Genomic DNA, 18428 nt, shown 5'->3' with positions numbered 1-18428 from the left:
CCGGATTTAATCTCGATTCTAGGGATCAGTCCCTCCTTTCACCGCATCCATATGCAGCTTCACTTTGAACCTTATTACCCCTTGCCATTATATTTACTAGCAGTAGAAGCTGTGTTGGCTGTGTTCTTGATAGGTTATCTTTATTGGAGAGGAGTGAGATCATGAGACTACATTTGTTGTTGATGCTAGGTGTAGTTGTGCTAATCGCTAGTGGATGCATGTCCGAAAAAATTGAAAAAATAACAATTTATCAGATGAAGGATTTCACTGAGGTAAAGGAGGATTCCAAATGGGAATTGACAGATTCAGCTGAAATCAGGGTGATCCGACAAGCCTTTAAAGGAGCAAAGAAACAACCCGGTATCGTCAATATGGCAGAGCCACAATACCGGCTAGAGCTTGACAAAAACACTTATTTTCTATGGATAGGTGAAGACTCAGGTACGATTATGAATGTTGAGGATACGCATACGATTTATTCGCTTTCTTCAAAATCAGCCAAACGGGTGTATGAAATCATCACCCTTCATCAGCCAGATGAATCCTCTTCTAATTCAACGGAAACAAAGAAACAAGGAGACTTTGAGGTTCGTATTTTTGCTGAGCAAGATCAAGAGCTTAACGTGTATGCAACGCTCACATATAGAGGTGAGGAGGAAAGTATTGATATTTACCATGCTACCTGGATCTTTTATTTCGGAATTACTCAGTTAGATGGTGACTATGAAACAACGATTGGAATGGAGGAGCCATTACGAACAACAACATTAGTGAAAGATGAACCACATGTAGAACAATTAAAGACAGATACCTTAAATCTAAAGCCAGGCAAATATAAATTCGAAGCGATTGCTGACTTTTCTACTAACTCGGAAAAAATGCTAGAGACAGGGAGTGAAATTCCTGTATCGACGGTTGTTGAGGTAAAATAGTTTATCACAGCAATCAATCAAATAGGTAAAGTAGACCAACACCTCAGGTAGGGTGTTGGTCTACTTTTTACTCAATCAAAGCCGGTTCGGGCTCCATCCCTTCGCCCACAGTCTCTTGCTGTTCAATTATTTGTGTCTCTTCCTCTACTGCAGGAGCAGGTTCTTCCTCAATCAGATCCGGTTCTACAACGGGCTCATCCTCCACCACTGGTCGATACGTTACGATGACTTTTCGTTCCGCTTGAATCCATTGGACATTCGCACCAATGGTCTCAACGATAAAGCGGAGAGGAACGTAGGTTGTGCCTTCAAATAGGAGCGCTGGTACATCAAGCTCTTGTCGCTTGTCATTCACAAATACTTCGTTACGATGGACCGGAAGTGAGATAAACTGCTCATTTGTGCGAATTTCTACACTTCTCGTTTTGCTATTCCAGCGCACGTTTGCACCGAGTTCTTCAAAAATACTTCGAACGGGAACCACGGTTCGGCTTTGGTACGTAAAAGCACCGCTTGCTGTTTTGAAATCTGTGTCATTGACGACGAGTGAAACCGGCGTGCGCGTTGCTCGTAAGCGATTTTCGAACAGCTTATGACTTTCACGTGCGATGTATAATCCGACAAGGCGGTTCTGGTTCCAAATCGCGTCATACTCTGATAGCGGGACGTTCGTTGCACCAGCATAATAACCAAGCTCCGGTGTGAAGGCAGGACGCTTATAGGTTTGAATAAACCAATCCGTGTAGCCGCCGCCAGCACGTGGCCCCGCCTGCGGCATTAACCGATAGCCGGTCATTTGATTCATTGCCTTCGCATGCTTATAATCCCGTTCAAGCTGAGCCCCTTTCTGATGGAAGTTCCAAAATAAAATTCGTCCACTACTATGGTAGGAAACGGCCATTTCCGGCTTTATTTCCTTTGTAAACTTTATCACAGCTTTCACTTCACTTGCAGTATGTGGCGCATAGCCTTTAAAGTTGGCAAAACTCGGCTTTCCAGGATTATTTTCAATGTTCTTCCAATTGGCATCGAATTGTCGGTTCAAATCGACCCCTTTTCCGTTCGCCTTCCAGCGTTTAAAGTTCGTACTGTTATTGTTCATTTTTAATAGTGCAGCGTGATCCTCTTTCGGAAAGGCTTGTAGGCCTTTTTGCTGAAGAGTGACACCATCTGGGTTCATCATCGGTACAAACCAAATGCTATGCTGATCAAGCAAGCTTTTCGGATGATAAGAGCCTATCATTTTTCCATTTGAGTAGGCCACGGCATACTGGTCAATCATATGCATAATAAGATTAGTAGAAATCCATTCTCGCGCATGATTTGAACCGTTAATATAACTAGTAGAGAGACCATTGCCTAACTTAATGGCGTATATTTCACGCCCGTACTCACTTTTCCCAATGGACTTATATTCAATTAAGTCAGGATAAGAGTTTGCGAGCTTTTTCATATCACGCTCCATCATCTCATATGTATACGTTTGCTTAGGATTCACGATACTAGCAGCCTGAGAAGCCTCTGCATATACCGTAACAATCAATAACAAAAATACCAAAGAGAAGGTAACGCGCCAAAACGTCTGTCCCATACAGTCACGTCCTTCATTCAAATTAAACATCCATTAGTAGAATAATCGCTAGGTGTAAGGCCGTCAATTGTATTTTTAACCAATAAGAAAAAGCCCCATAAGAATCAGGGCTTAGACTTTCATTTTAGTATTCGCTTGTTTTTTGCTTCCTTATCCTAACTCTGAAGTGCTTTATTTCCGAATAAACATTTGTGTCCAATAATAACTAGATTCCCCAACACCAATATGGGTAAAGGCTTCATTTAAAATGTTGGCGCGGTGACCTTCGCTATCCATCCAGGCTTGGACGACCTCTTCAGCACTGCGATGCCCCATTGCGATATTCTCACCAGCTGCCGTGTAGTCAATACCAAAATCCTTCATCATCGTAAAGGGGGAACCATAGGTTGGGCTCGTGTGAGAGAAGTAGCCGTTCACTTTCATATCACGAGATTTCTCGAGTGCCACCTTACTTAAAGGGAGGTCGGCATTTAACTCAGCCAAGCCGTGTTTTTTTCGTTCAGCATTCGTTAATTCCACAACCTTTGCTTCAAAATCACTTAGTCCTTCTACAGGGGAAGGCTGCTTGGCGTTCGTTGGTTTCACGGTGATGATTTTTTCTGCTGTCGCAATTGTAGCAACTTGACCATCCCAAGTAACCGTTGCTCCTAGAGATTCACTAACAAACCGTAATGGCACAAGGGTTCGTCCATTCGTTATTTTAGCTGGAACATCGATTGTGACAGTGCTTCCGTTTACTTTTGTCGTGGTCGAACCTATTTTTAGGAAAACTGTGGTAGAGCCTTTTGTTGCTGTTACAGTTTTATTCGTATGTTCCCATTTCACGGTTGCCCCAAGCTCTTCGAAAATCGTTCGAAGTGGAACGAGGGTCCGTCCATTCGTAATTTCACCGCCATTGATTTCAACAGTTGGAGTTGCTGCTGTTGCTGAAAAAGCACCTGTCAATAGCATAACAAATAGAATTGATAGAGTAACCAATTGCTTAAACATAAGTCACCTCTCCTTGTCTGTTAATCTAGCTGTTTTAGCTTGCCTCTATTTTACATGATGTTTATCAAAGTGGTATCGGACAAACGGTTTAATTCTTCTAGAAAATTGACCTATAAAAAAGAAGAGGATAAAAGCAGAGAGAAGCAGGTAGGAAAACGAGCAATCGAAACGGTTGAATGTGAGACGAAGGGGCTCTGACCGGTAAAACTTGAATCCTTGACGTCATTCTTACGACTCTGTACAAAAGATGAAAGATGAACACTTGAACTTGAAGTTTGTAAATGGAAACAAGCTAGAGGTTACTTAGAGGAAGACGAAGAAAGGCAAAGAAACAGGTTCAAAAGCTGAACCTGTTTCTTTTAAATATTAGGCTATCAGGTATTACTTTTGTTTTTTGAGGCTGTCTGGAATCTTAGGAGCATGAGAGAATGGGCTAGAAGCTTGGACAAAAAGAGAAGAGCAAGCAGTTGTTACTTTAGAAACACCTTTGGCAAGTTCTTTTTTCATCAATATAACCTCCTATTTATAAATAAAGTGGTAGAATTATTTTTGCTTTTTGAGACTATCTGGAATCTTAGGAGCGTGAGAGAACGGACTAGAAGCTTGGACAAAAAGAGAAGAGCAAGCAGTTGTCACTTTAGAAACCCCTTTAGCAAGTTCTTTTTTCATGAAAATCACCTCCTTCTTAAAATAAGAAATGCTTATTTTTGTTTTTTTAAACTGTCCGGAATCTTAGGAGCGTGAGCAAGTGGGCTAGAAGCTTGGACAAAAAGAGAAGAGTAAGCAGTTGTCACTTTCGAAATTCCTTTAGCCATTTCCTTCTTCATGTAATTCACCTCCTTTAGTCGTTAACTGATTAAGTCGATGAGTGAATGAAATGCCAACCGGAGTTAGCAGTAATGCCTGTAAAAAACAGCCGATTAAGAACCCAGGGAAAGCCAAGCCGTAATATAATCCAACTGAAGCAACGACGAAGACAAGAGCAACTCGTTTTTTCTTCCGTTCCCATTTGGCGGAATGCTTCATTTGATGGGGTTCGTAATAGGGTGCATAGCTGATGATAAATAATAGGGTCAGTGCAGCGTAGCCGAGCATGAACGGCTGGGAAACAGGTAGCCAAAGGAACGCTATCACTAAACAGACACTATTAAGAGAGCAAGCAAATGATTGGTCTAAATGAGCACCACCCGTTAAAATGCGGAGTACCATGAAAGCGAGTGTAATTTGTACCGCAAGCAACATCTTACCAAGTAGAAGACTTGTCACTAGAATAAGAGAGAGGGTAACCACTAAATTAAGTAGAATCGTAAAGCCGAAAATAAGCACATCGAGTGGAGCTGTTTCTTCAGGATTCATGTTCTTAATTTTATGAGCTGCTTTTGTTGCGAATTGTTCAATCATTATACCTGCTCCTTTCTACAGACTTTTTTCACAGCTAATCATTAAACAAATCGGTTCAAAGCTTGAATGAATCGTCGCCTTACTTTTCTTAAAGTCTAAAATCGCGTCATGAATTTTGCTGCTTGAAAAAGCATTCTTATATACAAAGTTACTCGTAATTTCATATTCAATCCGATCTTTCGTAGAGCGGACATGGAAATGAACGTTTTTTTCCTGATAATGAGAAGCTAAGTAAAGAGATAAAAACAAGTCATCTAGGATATTCCCTAACACCTTTAATTGGTTCAAGCTAATAAGGACATGTGTCGGAAGCTCAAAGGATGTCGATAGGGAAACCCCTAGTAAATGTGCTAGCTTTTGTTTGTTAATAAGAAAAGCGTATAATATTTCATCCTTATCTTTTATATCTTGGCCAACAACAAGAGTCTGACCTTTTTTGTCTAACCCTTTTGGGAGAATATGCTGTTGAAAGTACGCCTTACTTGATTCAAGAGACCCAGAGTCAAATAGCTTCTGCAAAGCTTTATACGGACCTTGTAATTCTTTTTGAATGTTTTCAATATAGATGGACATTTGCTGTTCTTGATCGAGAAATAATTTCGTCGTTTCAATTAATCGTTTTGTTTGAAATTGACTATGTAAAATAAGGTAAAAGGCAATAATGCAAAATAACACGATAATGCTAGTCAGGACATATGCATAGCGATAGTTAATGTTCTCAGAAATCATTGCATACGATGCAAGACAAATAAAAATGTAAGTCAAAATTGAATTAACAACAATGATACTTTTACTTTTCATGCTAAACGAGTTTAATTGAAGACGTTGATACAGTTCAATAAGCTTGTATTTCAACAAATGAATGAGTAAACAAAAAACAATCACGACCAAAGCCGAGGCTAACTGAAGATAATAAATATGAGATGTGACGAACAATTCTGAATAAGAATGTGTTAAAAGGAGTAAGTACAGCTCAATAATCAATATATGAACAAAGCAATAAAAACCATATCCGATCCCTGAAATAAGCAAGGTTTCCATTAAAGAAAGCTTGAGGATAAGCCCTGCAAGTACAAAGAGGATCATTATTTGCATTCCAACGATTATTGTCAAGTGTACGATAAGATGATGCAGCAATAAGGAAATGACGCTCATGATAACTGCTAATAAAATGAGTCGTTTTACATAATGTTTAAAACGGTAACCTACTAGAATAAGTGGAAACATTAATAGACTAAACCATTCAATTGTCGAAACGATCAGCATCGTCATGAAACATCCCCCCCTTAAGGTGATAGTAAAAAGTGGGGTGAAGCTAATTTTCTATAAAATACCAAATTACTGATTTATACATTTTATAACACAGTTCTCTATTAATTCGCAAAAGAAAATGAGTAGATTTTTAACAAAAAAAGATTAAATGACAAAATCACAGCAAGTCAACCACAAATTGACAATATATGACAACTAAAATAGTTAGAGCAGAACTTGCTGTTCTCTATTACCTCTCGTAATTTTCGCAACGTGTACAGTAGAGGCAACAGTACTAGCCGTCACCCTTGTTCACGAGCAATGACCTCGCGCTTTTTGTCTAAAATAATTCTCTCAGTATCCAAAGCTGCTCACGCAGAGCTAGATATTTTATATGGGGTTCATTCGTCAGTAAGGTGGAGTCAAACTGATACAAATTACCCCAAAGTGCACTTGTTTGCTTAAAAGATGTCGATCACAGGTTCCTTCTGTTGCTTTATTAATATATGAATATATGGTTGCGAATGGTATGAGCGCTTCAACAGTAATTAATTGGAAATGAATGATTTAACACATTTTTTATTTATGCTATGAACGATGTATATTGGTTTTTTACAATAAAAAATTTTGAGATTTTTACAACATTTCACTTCCTTTTAGTATGCGACCATGGTAGGATATAGAAGGTATTAATCCATATATATACCAGAGGAGGAAGAAAAGTTGAAGATTGATAGTAAAAAGTACTTAAGAGTGATTTTGGTAATTTTACTTGTTGTTTCTACTGTATTTTCAGTAGCACCAGCTGCGTTAGCTGAAACAACAAATGTTAATGATACGATTACCTTTAATGCACCAACGGGGATTGACATTGAGAGCTTTAAAGATGGACGTCTTTCTGAAAAATTTTCAGAAGGATCGTATGCAAATAGTCAAAATCTTAACGGTGTTAACCTTGGTGACAAAGAGTTTACTCCAGAGAAAACATATTTACTACAATATGCATTTGAACTTACAGATGGTAATTATTATTATTTTGAAAACGAATATTCAGGGCAGGAATTACAAGAATTAACAACCATTGATGCACCGGCTTCTTATGTAAAGATTGCACCCAATATTGAGCTAGGGAGCTTTAAAAGTGAGGGAGTGCTTTATATTCCAAACAAGCAATCTAACCTCGTTCTCTATCATAATCTAAATGGGACAGCCCCAGCTTTATATAAGGTGAAATCAGCTACTGAAGCATCGATAAAGTATTTATATAATGATGGACCTGCTTCTTATCACCACAGATTAAACGTGGCAGGAGACGTTGATAAGGATATTAATTTAACTGATTTCCCAACCCCTATTAAATTAACAATAACAGATAACGATCAAAGGTTAAATCTTATTGTCTCTGATGGAATTGGAAGTGCATATTACTATATCAACGGTACTGATGGAATTGCCACTCAAGCACTTTACCTATCTCCCGGTAAGCAACACGTTGGGATCAGCCTTTTTAATATTGACTCACGTGAGTTTTACCGGACTGAGCAAAGAAGCTTTACACAAGATGAAACATTAGCATTTCCTGAAACATTCGAAGCGAATTTTCAAAGTCTTGAAGCTATAACGCTTAGAAATGGCTCTACAACAATCCAATCGATTCAGCATATTGCAAGAGGAGACTTCTTCCTAGAGAGGATCTATCAGGGGACCCATCTGCCTTATGAGGCAAATATTGAAATATCAAGTAATGGATCTACTGTAGCAGAAGGTGGCGTTATAAATCTTATGCGCTCCAGTTTTTTTACTAATCTAGAGCCAGGAACGTACGACTATACGTTTAACTTCGATCTTCCAAATGGTGAAAACTTCAGTTATACAGAACCGTTTACTGTTGGAGGGGCTACAGGCGGAGAAAGTAAACCAGCAGAACCAACTGATACAACTGATACAACTGATACAACTGATACAACTGATACAACTGATACAACTGATACAACTGATACAACTGATTCAACAGGTACAACTGACTCAGCTGAACCTGCTCCAACAGCTACAGAAGGATTACCAGTCATCATTGATGAAAAGACAGAAGACGGCGTATCAAAGGCCATTGTTACATTAGATATAACGAACTTAGATCAAGTGTTAACAAACCTTGATACAAAAGAGTTACCCGTTTCAATTGATAACAAGTCTGGTCAGCAAATAGAGCTTAACCTAGGAGCTGATGCGTTAGAGAAGGTTCTTGATTCAAACAAGGTGGAAGCAATAGAAATCCGTTCAAATGAAGGAGCATATATTCTTCCGACAAAAGAATTAAGCCTTGATTCATTAGCCAAGCAGCTTAATGTTGCAAAAGAGAAGGTGACACTATCTTTCGTCATCTATGAAACAGAAGATAGCAAAAACATTCTGAGTAAAAATGGGTTAGAAGCGAAAGCGCCAGTAATGGAATTCCATTTAGAAGCTCGAGCTGAAGACAAAGTCGTAACGCTTGATCGCTTTAACCAATACGTTGAGCGTCAAATCCAGTTATCAGAAAATGTAAACCCAGACCGAGCAACAGCAGTCCGTTTAAATGATGATGGCAGCTTTACAGCTGTACCAACAGTTATTAACGAAAATACGGCAACATTCCGTAGCTTTACAAACAGCCGTTACACAATCGTTGAACGCGACGTTACATTTAGTGACCTACGTGAAGGCTTTTGGGCAAAGGATTATCTAGAAAAGCTTGCAGCAAAGCATATCTTCCAAGGAAAGCCTGACGGAACGGTTAAACCAGATGATTCAATTTCACGTGTTCAACTTGCTGTTCTTATTACACGAAGCCTAGCACTCAACAGTGATATAGCTTATGATGGAACATTCAAGGACATCAAAGGGCAAGAATGGTATGTAAATGAAATTATGCCAGTTATCGAACGCGAAGTCATTCATGGTTTTGGAAATGGTACATTCGCACCAAATGATAACGTCACTCGTCAACAAGCAGCAGCAATGATTTCCCGTGCAATGGATATCGTTGGCTATGACACATCAAAGCTTGATCCAGCAAAATCAATTGCCGATTACAAGGATGGAAGCGACATTAGTGAATGGGCGGAATATGATGTAGAACGCTTATTAAAAGCAGGTATTATGGAAGGAAGACAGGATGGGAGCTTTGACCCGCATGCACCAACAACGCGTGCAGAAATGGCTCGCCTTCTTGACTCATTCTTAACCTTTACAAACCTATCAAATTAATAGGGGTAGACGCAGCATTTCTTATGCTGCGTCTGTTTTTTTTGACTCTATAATAGTTATTTGGGTTGCTATCTTTAGTATTGTTTTTTTGATAGTTGTACGTTACCTACTTTGAGTCCGTATAAGGAGAAGAATGAAAGGTATTGGGTTAAGAAGCAGGACACAACTTCTTTTCTTGGATACCGATAACACAAAGCCCTTACGCTTGTGAGGGCTTTGTACAATTTAATAAGGATAATCCAGTACTATATGACTTGTTGATATTGGAATAGCGTTATGGGCTTTTTCTACATGTGAAAATAACGCTCCTTCTCTTTCACCTTCATCCATACGGTTATTATTATTATGGTCGGTATAGTAGCTTCCTCTATGAATGCCATAAATTTTTGTTCCATAATAAACTAATGCCCCACTATCTCCGCCTTCTGAATAATAATCGGCTTGGACATATTCGCTATTAGGAGCAACTCTGCGAGTGACATTACCACAGGTAACACCAGTAGTTCGTCCTGTCTTACAAATTCTTTCACCCTGTGAGAATTGTGAAAAAACTGAACGTGTCTGCATGCGTACATCTTTTGGGTTTGACAGATGGACCCAATCTGTAATTCGATCATGTGGAACTCTTATTGCTGTTATATCCGCACCGTAAGAGGCAGAAACCGATCTATATTTCGTATAACCAATATAGTCAGACGCTTGATAAAACTTCTCGTTGCTCTGACTACAGTGACCAGCTGTTATAATGAAGTGTCCATCTCCGGGTTTAGATGCTGAATAAGCAATAGTACATCCTTCATTCCTTTCATTTGTTATAGCTAAGCCACCCATTAATAATTGATGAGCTTGGTATCTTGTAGCTTCATTTTCTGTCTCATCAATTTTTTCTTCAGATACATACACTTTGCTGTTACCAAATAGATTTAAAACCTTTTTTTCTATGTCATTATTTAAGTTAGAAACAACTACTTCAACTTTGTTCTCTTTTGTATCGACAGTACTTCCTATAATTGATAAATCTTTTATTGTCTCTAATGTTAAGTTGTTATTAATGTAGTTATTAATTTCATCTAATTCTTTCTCGGTGTTTTCTACCCAATTGAATCTTAATCTATCAATATTGTTTTTAAAAATTTTCTTACTTTCTTTTATGATATGACTAATTTCGTTTGGTTTTACTGTTACATTTACAACGTATGTTCCTTTATTGGCTTGATCGACCCAAATACCGCCAAGGATATCTTCATCTACGTTTGTATAAATAAAATCCCTAAGTTTTGGTGCGTCTTCTATTTGTATCTTTGCACGTTTATCCATCTCTTGTTCCTCTTTTTTGGATAACGTGACTCCATACTTTTCCTTTGTATGTACTTGGGAATCATCCAAAATATTCTCAATAATAACATCATGGTCTACACTTAAACCGGTTCCCATGCGGAAATGCAATTGTTCAAAATAATCTTCTTTATCAATATAAAAAGGGATTATAATATTGTTTTCATTAATGTAATGTTCATATTCCTCGAAATTGCTTGCCTCGACGGTAATAATAAATAAAAAGGGAAGTACAAAGCTTAATGCAGTTGTCAAAAATAACTGTTTATTAAACATAAAAACATCCTTTCTATTAATCTTTTAATTTTATTATACATAAAAATATAAATTATGTAAATAATGGATAATCTAGCTATAATTAGTTTTCGTTTTTCACTAGGCTCTCTTTGTAAAATGTAGTATTCAATAAATTTAGACTACCGACTACCGCAAAGAGTGATTCTACTTCTTCTTATACGTATTTGATAGATGTTAATGGTCTAGAAAAATTATAGATGTAAGCTTGATTATATTCTGTTATTTATATTATATTTAATCTATAAAAAGTATATTTTTTACATACTTTTTAAAAAATGAAAGTTAGGGGGATTCGGTTGAAAAAGGTCATTTCTATAATCATGGTTTTTGTATTTATATTCAGTAGTTTTATAGCGGTTTCAGGTACGGCTAGTGCTTCAACGCCATTTAATGTAGTAGACGAGTCAAAGCAGATTTACATTACCTATTTTCAAGAAGGGAAACATGTAGAAGCAACAAAATTGGGTGATAAGCACAACGGACCTGGCTCTAAAGGTAGTGAAAATGCAGGTTTTTTCCGTGCTGCAACAGATGCGATATTTTTGATTAGTTTATATAGTCGTTTAAAAGAAACTAGTGACCCTTTACGAACAAATGTAAGAACAGATGCAATTGCAACTTTAGACCATCTTAGAGATCGTATGAAATTAAGTGGACCTTATAATCATACAAATGGTTGGAGATTAAATGCAACTGCTACACCAGATACGGGAATGACGCTTAAGGCATTTTCAAAAGCAATTGTTGAGCTTGACCTTACTACCACACAAAGAACTAATTACCTTAACTTTGCTGATGAATTAGCACTAGCATTAAAAAACGCGAGAGATAGACATAAGAATGATAATTCATCAACATGGCCCAATGCAGTTTTAGTAGATGACTGTAATACAATTGGTTTAAAACGAACAGCGATTAAACATAATATTTTATCAATCTCAGCTGGCGGGCTAGGTGCATATGCTCATCCTAATGTAAGAGGTCGATATAATCAATATAGAGAAGTAATGACTGATTTCGCAATTTACTCAAGAAGTGGTCAATTATCTAATGGTCTTTGGTTAAATGGTGGTGGGTATCATCCTGATAATAATCCAAACAATTGTAAAATGGAAGTTGGTTACGATGTTTGGGATATCGTTGGGTTAACATTAGCTGCAAAAGGTTCATTAGGGACAACGGGAACCACTCTTCCAACAGGTTCGTCTTTTTTCACATCAGCAACGAATGGGGTATCAGGACTTAATTCTTACTATGTGAAAAGTGGAAATGTAATGTACAGACTTGGTAATGGAACGTTAGGAGGAAAAATTGCTAGCTCTGGTGTTGTTTCCGCTCACGCCCTACCGATTTCTTATGTAGGAACAACTGAAGCAAAGAATCTATTTTTCACTTTATACCCTCAAGGGAAAAATGATATGATACAAGAAGCTAATAATAATGAAATTAATGACCCGAATGGTAATGCACCTAATTTCCATCGTCTTATTCACGGTTTAGCAGGTGCGCTAGATAATAGATTTTAATATAGAGGTTTATTGGCCGGTCTTGAATATCCACTAATAATAGTAATGAGGGTGTAGCGTTAGTGTGCCTCCCAAAACAGCTATGTATCCAAAAGACGCGTTATACACTGTGTCTATAATACGAAGGACAAGTCACAACTGCTGTGACTTGTCTTTTTTTTTCTGTCTGGAAGGATATATGTTACAGATGTCACATAAAAATAGAAAATTATGTTATTATAGGTGGTGCAAAAAGGAGGAGAGTATGAAAAACATTTTCTTATATATACTTTTTATCACACTTGGAATTTTGTTCATAAGTTTTGTCATCGATCCGATACTCTTTCAGTCGCTTTCGGGTTTACATCGACTTGTCTTGTCATTCATTTTAGAATTATGGCTGATTCGAACACTCATTGATGATTTTCTGTTTTTTAAAAAGTTTCAATTTCGTTCATGTTTAGTAAGTTCATTCTTTTATGTTGGAATTGTGCTGCTTGTAAGTGCAATTGCTCACTATAGCGTGGTCTACATTCAAATATCTACTAAAGAGCTTCTGATCTTTCAATTTATATTTGCGGTAGTTTACTGCTTATATAGATTAGTATTGGTGAAACGGGTTAAACAGTATTTAGTAGAATTCGCGTTCATCCTTAGCACCGTCCTTTCAATTTCTCTCTTTCATCATATGACCGAGTTACATTTGGGTGAAAAACATAGTATCGTAGAGTTTATCTTTGAAATCCACCGTGTCAACGACGAAGAGCTAACAGAAGAAAGGATGAGAAGGTTAAGGAATCGCTTTTTCTTAGACGTCCGTAGCAATTACGATATTGGCTACCAAAATGAAAAGCTTTTTTACGAAATGGAAGAGTACCTTGCAACTGAAGATGCTGATCCAGAGCTAATTAAAACGTTTTTAGAGGGGTTTGGCCATGATCTCCAAACGTTAGTCAACCAATACGACATATATCTACCGGATGAAGAGTTAGCTCGGTTTTTAGAAGAAAAACGAGTTGAATTCTATCGTTTGGTTGGTTTAGAGGAGTAGGAAACTAGTGGTAAGATTATCGGTATGTAAAAGGAGCGGCTTAATAACGGCAGAGGGAAGTTGCTATTCTGAAATATTTTCCTGGAATAACGTGCATTTATAAACATTTTGTCCTCCTTAGTGATCCGGAAATGAAAACAAGTGGGAAGACAATGTTCGACTGCTTTTGTACGTATTTACAAAACATAAGACCTACATGAACTAAACGCGTCGGTTCATGTAGGTCTTTGTCTTACGATTGGCAAAATCCAACAATCTTTTTCCTGTGTTTGACAATAGCGTGATGCTAAACTATTCATATAGTGAATAAAACAGAGATGAGAGGGAGCTTATGAATAGAAGACTCTATCCTAGAACGTATTTTGAGAATCCGTTAACAGCTGATATGAATATTTACGAGTTAAATGGTGAGCGGATTGATTCAAACAAGATTGCGGTTCTGATTCATGATGTGAGCCAAGGTGGGATTTGTTTTTCTTCTAATCTAAGTTTTCCGATTGGAGATGACATCCCGATAGTGTTGAAAGCTAGATTGTTTTCTGGTATAACTATTTTTGGGAAGATTGCATGGAAGAAACAACAAAACAATTGTTATTATTACGGCTTTGAAATCACTTCTTGTGCGTTAGAGTATTATCATTATTGTTATCGCTTACAGAATCAACAGGGATTATTAATTAGCTAAAGTGCCTAATAACATTTATTTTTTTTAGTTACTTTTAGTTCGACTGAAGTTGGTCTGGACACAATCTTGTTTGCTTAAAGCTTTATAAAGATGAGACTAACCGTTACTATTTCAAATAAAAAAACTAAAACAAATGCAGATGCATTAAGTCATTACAAATACTACACTAAAAAATAGACACTGTTCTTTTATAGAGGCTGTGTCTATTTTTTGTGATCGCTTCGATGTGGGAGCGAAGAAACACCAGAAAGGAATTATTCGGAAAACATTGAATAGGTATGCAGACGAAAGAATAAATACCATTAGCATAGAGCTAGACTATTGTTTTAATGATTATTATTATTAAATAAGTATTATATTAAAAAAAGATGAGGTCGTTCTCATGGAAAATAGGCGAATATATCAAAGAATCGATTTACAAACCCCTGTTACCGCTGATATTTATATTTATAAGCTTGAAGGAAGAGAAATAGAGTCTAAAAAAATTAGAGTACCGATCGAAAACGTGGGCTTAGGTGGTTTTTCTTATCGTTCTAATTTAAATTTTCCAATCGGAGAGGATGTTCCGGTGCTCTTTAAGGTTTACCTTTTGACTGGTATCACACTCTATGGAGAGATTGTTTGGAAAAAGGAGGAGGAAGAAGAGTATAACTATGGTTTTAAAATAACAAGTTGTGATATGCGTTATTTTCTTCATTGCGAGGGGTTATTAAATCGGCAAGGAGTAAAAAAAAATCTCGTAATGTAAAACAAGAGTGGTAGGTATGGAGTTGTCATTAATAAGTTCGGCTCGATTTCTGAATAAGGCTGACCCAAAGGATTGCTTCTAACCTTATGGGTCAGCTTCAATCATTTAAATTATTGATAATCCCAAATGACCAGCCACTCCCCGTCTTCCTCTGCCACATACACATCCTGTACTAAATTCATCCTGCCGTATTTACTTTGATACTTCTGCGTAACCGTCACCTTATAAACGACATCTACAAACTCTTCTTCCTCCGACATTCTCCAGTCTTCTACCTTCTTCGGTTTGGTTAAAGAGTAATCAAAGGTTTCAACACCGAAATGACTCATAAATACATGGGCACGGTCTTCGATATAATCGCCCTTTGAAAATTTTTTCTTCATTAAAGGGTGGAACAGCTCCCATGAGTCAGAAAAATCACCTCTTTGCTCATGCGAATAGAAAGAGTCGACTGCATGCTTGGCATGTCTTGTTTCAGAAGGAACCAACATTACTAGCAGCAGGCACGTAAGGGAAAAGAACGCAACAATGATAACGATTGGAAACGACGCACGATGTTTCATAGGAACCCCCTTCCTAACAGGTTGTCTTCTTTATCCCTATTCAACTTCTTGGCCAAATAGTAGAAAAATAGGTGATTACCAGTTTTCTCCTATTTACGAAATGCTACTAATGTCATACAATGACCTCATTGAAAGAAAAATACTAGGAAAGAAGGATGACAATTTGAAGAAATTATTTTCGTCTATACTTACTGCAGCTTTACTAGTAACACCAATCGCTGGAGGTACAGCTCTTGCAGCTGAGCGTACAGTGGATAGCTATTTTATGGAAGACCTTTATGATCATTGGGGATTTGAAGAGCTTGATGATCTTGTTAATGCAGAGATTTTTAAAGGTGCGCCAACATCAACAGGAGAATATTTATTTAGTCCGAAGAAATCAATTACACGTGCAGAATTTGCAGCGGTTGTTGTTCGTTCACTCGGCTTAGAGGCAACAGGCACAGGCACTACTTTTACTGATATTCCTGAAAACCATAGCTTGAAAACGGAAATCCAAATTGCGAGTGACCACGGAATTGTGAATGGGGTTGCAGAAGGCGAGTTCGCACCAAACTCTCCAATTCTTCGTGAGCAAGTTGCAGCAATCGTTGTTCGTGCGTTTGAAGATACTATTGATTTCTCAACAGGCACAGCAAAAACATTTAGTGATCTTCCGGCTGGACACTGGGCAAGTGAAGACATTGCGAAGGCTAGTGGCATCGAATTAGTAAAAGGAATCGACGCTACAAACTTTGGTTTAGGTCGTCAAGCAAACCGTGGCGAAGCGGGAGTACTTTTACACCGTGCACTACAAAGTGAACAAGTGAACCTACCAACAGACGAAGAACTAACAACGTTAATCGTCAACGGTGAAACAGAAGCATTTGCTAAAATTACGAATGGTGACAAAGCTGGATTACTTGTTCATCTTGAAAACCACTATACTGGTTATCAAAAAGCCCACTTGTTAGAAATGGCTGATTACACATTTGAAGAAGGTACAACTCAATCAATCGAATTCGTTGGAACACCAATCTTAACGGTTCTGTCAAAGAGTGATCGCTTTGCAACGGTTGAGCTCGTTGGTTCTGTTAACGTTTCATATGATGATGGCACAACGTCATTTAATACAGAAATTCCATATGAATCCATTTATAATTTAAAGAAAGTAGACGGCAAATGGAAAGTTTACTTTGAAGACTCACTTCAGCAAGACTATCAAATGGAATGGTAAAATCGAAATAGATCTTCCTTAACAAAGGGAAGGTCTATTTTTTTTGACAGATAAGAAAGGATAAAAATCATAAAAGTAATTCAGGAGAGATGGAGCGAATTGAAAGGAGTGCGATAGCTCCACACACTTTACGCCAATTGGAGGAAACCGCTCGTATTGGCTTAAAAGCATGGCAATCGCATTTAAGAAAGCACGGCAGAGCCGCTTTTCTTAAACTAATAGTTGCTCAAAATCAGGAATTTATTTTCCAGTCGTCTCCTGTTTACCAACGGTCAGCCATCATCTAAAATGAAGATGAAAGCAAAAGTCCACCCTCATAGAGGAAGGAATAGGGAATTTTCTGAAACGAATGTCCCGTAACTGTTTAATGGCGAGATTTGTCGCGAATGAAACCCTTTTCATAGTAAAATAATAATGATTATCACAATTTTAATAGAAAAAACGAGAAAATTGTCGGATGTTGACATGTAAAACTATGTTAAAAATCCGAGAAAGGACTCGAATTAAAACCAGTAATATGGTAGATTTAAAGGTAGTGAATCAAAAGTCCTGCTTTTGTAAAAATACTATATTAGAATCAAAAAAGAGAGTGATCGCAATGATAGATATCCATAGCCATATCCTCCCCAATCTAGATGATGGCGCCTCTTCATTAGAAGATGCCCTAAGCATGGCCAAGCAGGCTGAAGAACAAGGGATCTATTTAATGGTGGCAACACCTCATCATCAAAATGGAAGGTATACGAATCAAAAGACAGACATTGAACAAGAGGTTAAACGCTTCAATACCTTTCTTAATGAACAAGGCGTAAACCTTAATGTCGCACCAGGTCAGGAAGTTCGTTTATATGGTGACATCATCCAAGATTATGAACAGCAGCACATTCTCACACTTAATCAATCTAGCTATCTACTCGTAGAATTACCTTCTGACCATGTACCAGCATATACATCAAGAATCCTATACGACCTGCAACTAGCTGGAGTCCAACCAATCATCGCACATCCAGAACGTAATCGAGAAATCATCCAACATCCAGATAAGCTTTACGAGCTAGTGAAACAAGGCGCTCTTGCTCAGTTAACAGCATCAAGTATCACCGGAAGATTCGGAAAAGCAATTAAAAAGTTCTCAGAGCAATTAATCGAGCACCAACTCGTTCACATCATTGCCTCTGATACGCATAACACAACAACAAGACCAAATGACTTACGAGCAGCCTTTGGCACAATCGAAAAGACATTCGACATCAACACTGTCTACTACTATCAAGAAAACGCGGAAACACTCGTGTACGGAGAAACAGTCTTTGCGGAACCGCCAACGCAAATGAAGAAAAAGAAATTTCTAGGGATTTTTTAAAATCACGTAGCAGCATTACCTGCTAGACCTTTCTTTTTAATTAACTGATTCCAGTCAAATCAACAGTTTGAATGGCACTACATCGGTTATGTCTCCTACCCGTTATCGTCGGAGGCACTCGACTATCCCGTGGGGAGGTTTTCCTTAGGCACCCGTTGCCGTTAGGATAGTGTGAGGGGAGGTTAGATGCCTCGGGGTAAAACCCATATGACCATTAAAAAACTTTAACCAGTGGGTCTCCTTAAAGGGGGAGT

The 18428-nt window shown here is 37.8% G+C and carries 17 protein-coding genes; 8 read left to right on the top strand and 9 right to left on the bottom strand.

The window, feature by feature from the left end:
* Positions 1-161 precede the first annotated feature (161 nt).
* The gene (locus B1R93_RS12855) at positions 162-932 is read left to right on the top strand and encodes a YhfM domain-containing protein (RefSeq protein ID WP_088104345.1); all 771 of its coding nucleotides are present in this window, start codon (positions 162-164) and stop codon (positions 930-932) included.
* A 67-nt stretch (positions 933-999) separates the two neighbouring features.
* On the opposite strand, the gene B1R93_RS23015 is transcribed toward B1R93_RS12855, so the two are convergent.
* The 7 genes from B1R93_RS23015 to B1R93_RS12820 all read right to left on the bottom strand — a co-directional run bounded on the left by B1R93_RS23015 (position 1000) and on the right by B1R93_RS12820 (position 6186).
* On the bottom strand, positions 1000-2523 hold the full coding sequence (locus B1R93_RS23015; protein WP_165763807.1) for a M14 family zinc carboxypeptidase: 1524 nt from the start codon (positions 2521-2523) through the stop codon (positions 1000-1002).
* Positions 2524-2694: 171 nt separating this feature from the next.
* Positions 2695-3513, bottom strand: a complete 819-nt coding sequence (locus B1R93_RS23820; protein WP_088104344.1) for a stalk domain-containing protein — start codon at positions 3511-3513, stop codon at positions 2695-2697.
* 381 nt (positions 3514-3894) lie between these two features.
* Entirely contained in the window at positions 3895-4020 is a 126-nt protein-coding gene (locus B1R93_RS12840; protein WP_088104343.1) for an AgrD family cyclic lactone autoinducer peptide, read from the bottom strand.
* Positions 4021-4056: 36 nt separating this feature from the next.
* Complete coding sequence (locus tag B1R93_RS12835; RefSeq protein ID WP_088104343.1) at positions 4057-4182, bottom strand: AgrD family cyclic lactone autoinducer peptide; 126 nt, start codon at positions 4180-4182, stop codon at positions 4057-4059.
* Between the two features lie 32 nt (positions 4183-4214).
* Positions 4215-4340 (bottom strand): cyclic lactone autoinducer peptide, encoded by a 126-nt coding sequence (locus tag B1R93_RS12830; protein ID WP_088104342.1) that lies wholly within the window; start codon positions 4338-4340, stop codon positions 4215-4217.
* On the bottom strand, positions 4321-4914 hold the full coding sequence (locus tag B1R93_RS12825) for an accessory gene regulator ArgB-like protein (RefSeq protein ID WP_088104341.1): 594 nt from the start codon (positions 4912-4914) through the stop codon (positions 4321-4323). The genes B1R93_RS12830 and B1R93_RS12825 overlap by 20 nt, the downstream gene beginning before the upstream one ends.
* Before the next feature lie 15 nt (positions 4915-4929).
* Positions 4930-6186 (bottom strand): hypothetical protein, encoded by a 1257-nt coding sequence (locus B1R93_RS12820; protein ID WP_088104340.1) that lies wholly within the window; start codon positions 6184-6186, stop codon positions 4930-4932.
* 702 nt (positions 6187-6888) lie between these two features.
* On the opposite strand from B1R93_RS12820, the gene B1R93_RS12815 reads away from it, so the two are divergent.
* Positions 6889-9411, top strand: a complete 2523-nt coding sequence (locus B1R93_RS12815; protein ID WP_088104339.1) for an S-layer homology domain-containing protein — start codon at positions 6889-6891, stop codon at positions 9409-9411.
* A 225-nt stretch (positions 9412-9636) separates the two neighbouring features.
* Here the strand turns inward: B1R93_RS12815 and B1R93_RS12810 are convergent, their stop codons facing one another.
* Positions 9637-11022: a S1 family peptidase gene (locus tag B1R93_RS12810; protein WP_088104338.1), complete on the bottom strand. Its 1386-nt coding sequence runs from the start codon at positions 11020-11022 to the stop codon at positions 9637-9639.
* 317 nt (positions 11023-11339) lie between these two features.
* Between B1R93_RS12810 and B1R93_RS12805 the strand changes: the two genes are divergently transcribed.
* The 4 genes from B1R93_RS12805 (at position 11340) to B1R93_RS12790 (ending at position 15032) form a co-directional block, all read left to right on the top strand.
* Positions 11340-12569, top strand: a complete 1230-nt coding sequence (locus B1R93_RS12805; RefSeq protein ID WP_088104337.1) for a hypothetical protein — start codon at positions 11340-11342, stop codon at positions 12567-12569.
* Positions 12570-12813: 244 nt separating this feature from the next.
* Complete coding sequence (locus B1R93_RS12800) at positions 12814-13599, top strand: hypothetical protein (protein WP_088104336.1); 786 nt, start codon at positions 12814-12816, stop codon at positions 13597-13599.
* 331 nt (positions 13600-13930) lie between these two features.
* Positions 13931-14284, top strand: a complete 354-nt coding sequence (locus B1R93_RS12795; protein ID WP_088104335.1) for a PilZ domain-containing protein — start codon at positions 13931-13933, stop codon at positions 14282-14284.
* Between the two features lie 382 nt (positions 14285-14666).
* Positions 14667-15032: a PilZ domain-containing protein gene (locus B1R93_RS12790; RefSeq protein ID WP_088104334.1), complete on the top strand. Its 366-nt coding sequence runs from the start codon at positions 14667-14669 to the stop codon at positions 15030-15032.
* Positions 15033-15142: 110 nt separating this feature from the next.
* Here the strand turns inward: B1R93_RS12790 and B1R93_RS12785 are convergent, their stop codons facing one another.
* The gene (locus B1R93_RS12785) at positions 15143-15595 is read right to left on the bottom strand and encodes a hypothetical protein (protein WP_088104333.1); all 453 of its coding nucleotides are present in this window, start codon (positions 15593-15595) and stop codon (positions 15143-15145) included.
* A gap of 163 nt (positions 15596-15758) precedes the next feature.
* On the opposite strand from B1R93_RS12785, the gene B1R93_RS12780 reads away from it, so the two are divergent.
* Together B1R93_RS12780 and B1R93_RS12770 are read left to right on the top strand one after the other, a co-directional pair.
* Positions 15759-16811 (top strand): S-layer homology domain-containing protein, encoded by a 1053-nt coding sequence (locus B1R93_RS12780; protein ID WP_165763806.1) that lies wholly within the window; start codon positions 15759-15761, stop codon positions 16809-16811.
* 598 nt (positions 16812-17409) lie between these two features.
* Positions 17410-18174 (top strand): tyrosine-protein phosphatase, encoded by a 765-nt coding sequence (locus tag B1R93_RS12770; RefSeq protein WP_088104330.1) that lies wholly within the window; start codon positions 17410-17412, stop codon positions 18172-18174.
* Positions 18175-18428: the final 254 nt, after the last annotated feature.

Source organism: Halalkalibacter urbisdiaboli, assembly GCF_002156385.1.
Lineage (GTDB): Bacteria > Bacillota > Bacilli > Bacillales > Bacillaceae_D > Halalkalibacter_A > Halalkalibacter_A urbisdiaboli.
Note: the sequence above shows the minus strand (reverse complement) of the source record. Positions and strands in the feature narration are given on the sequence as shown.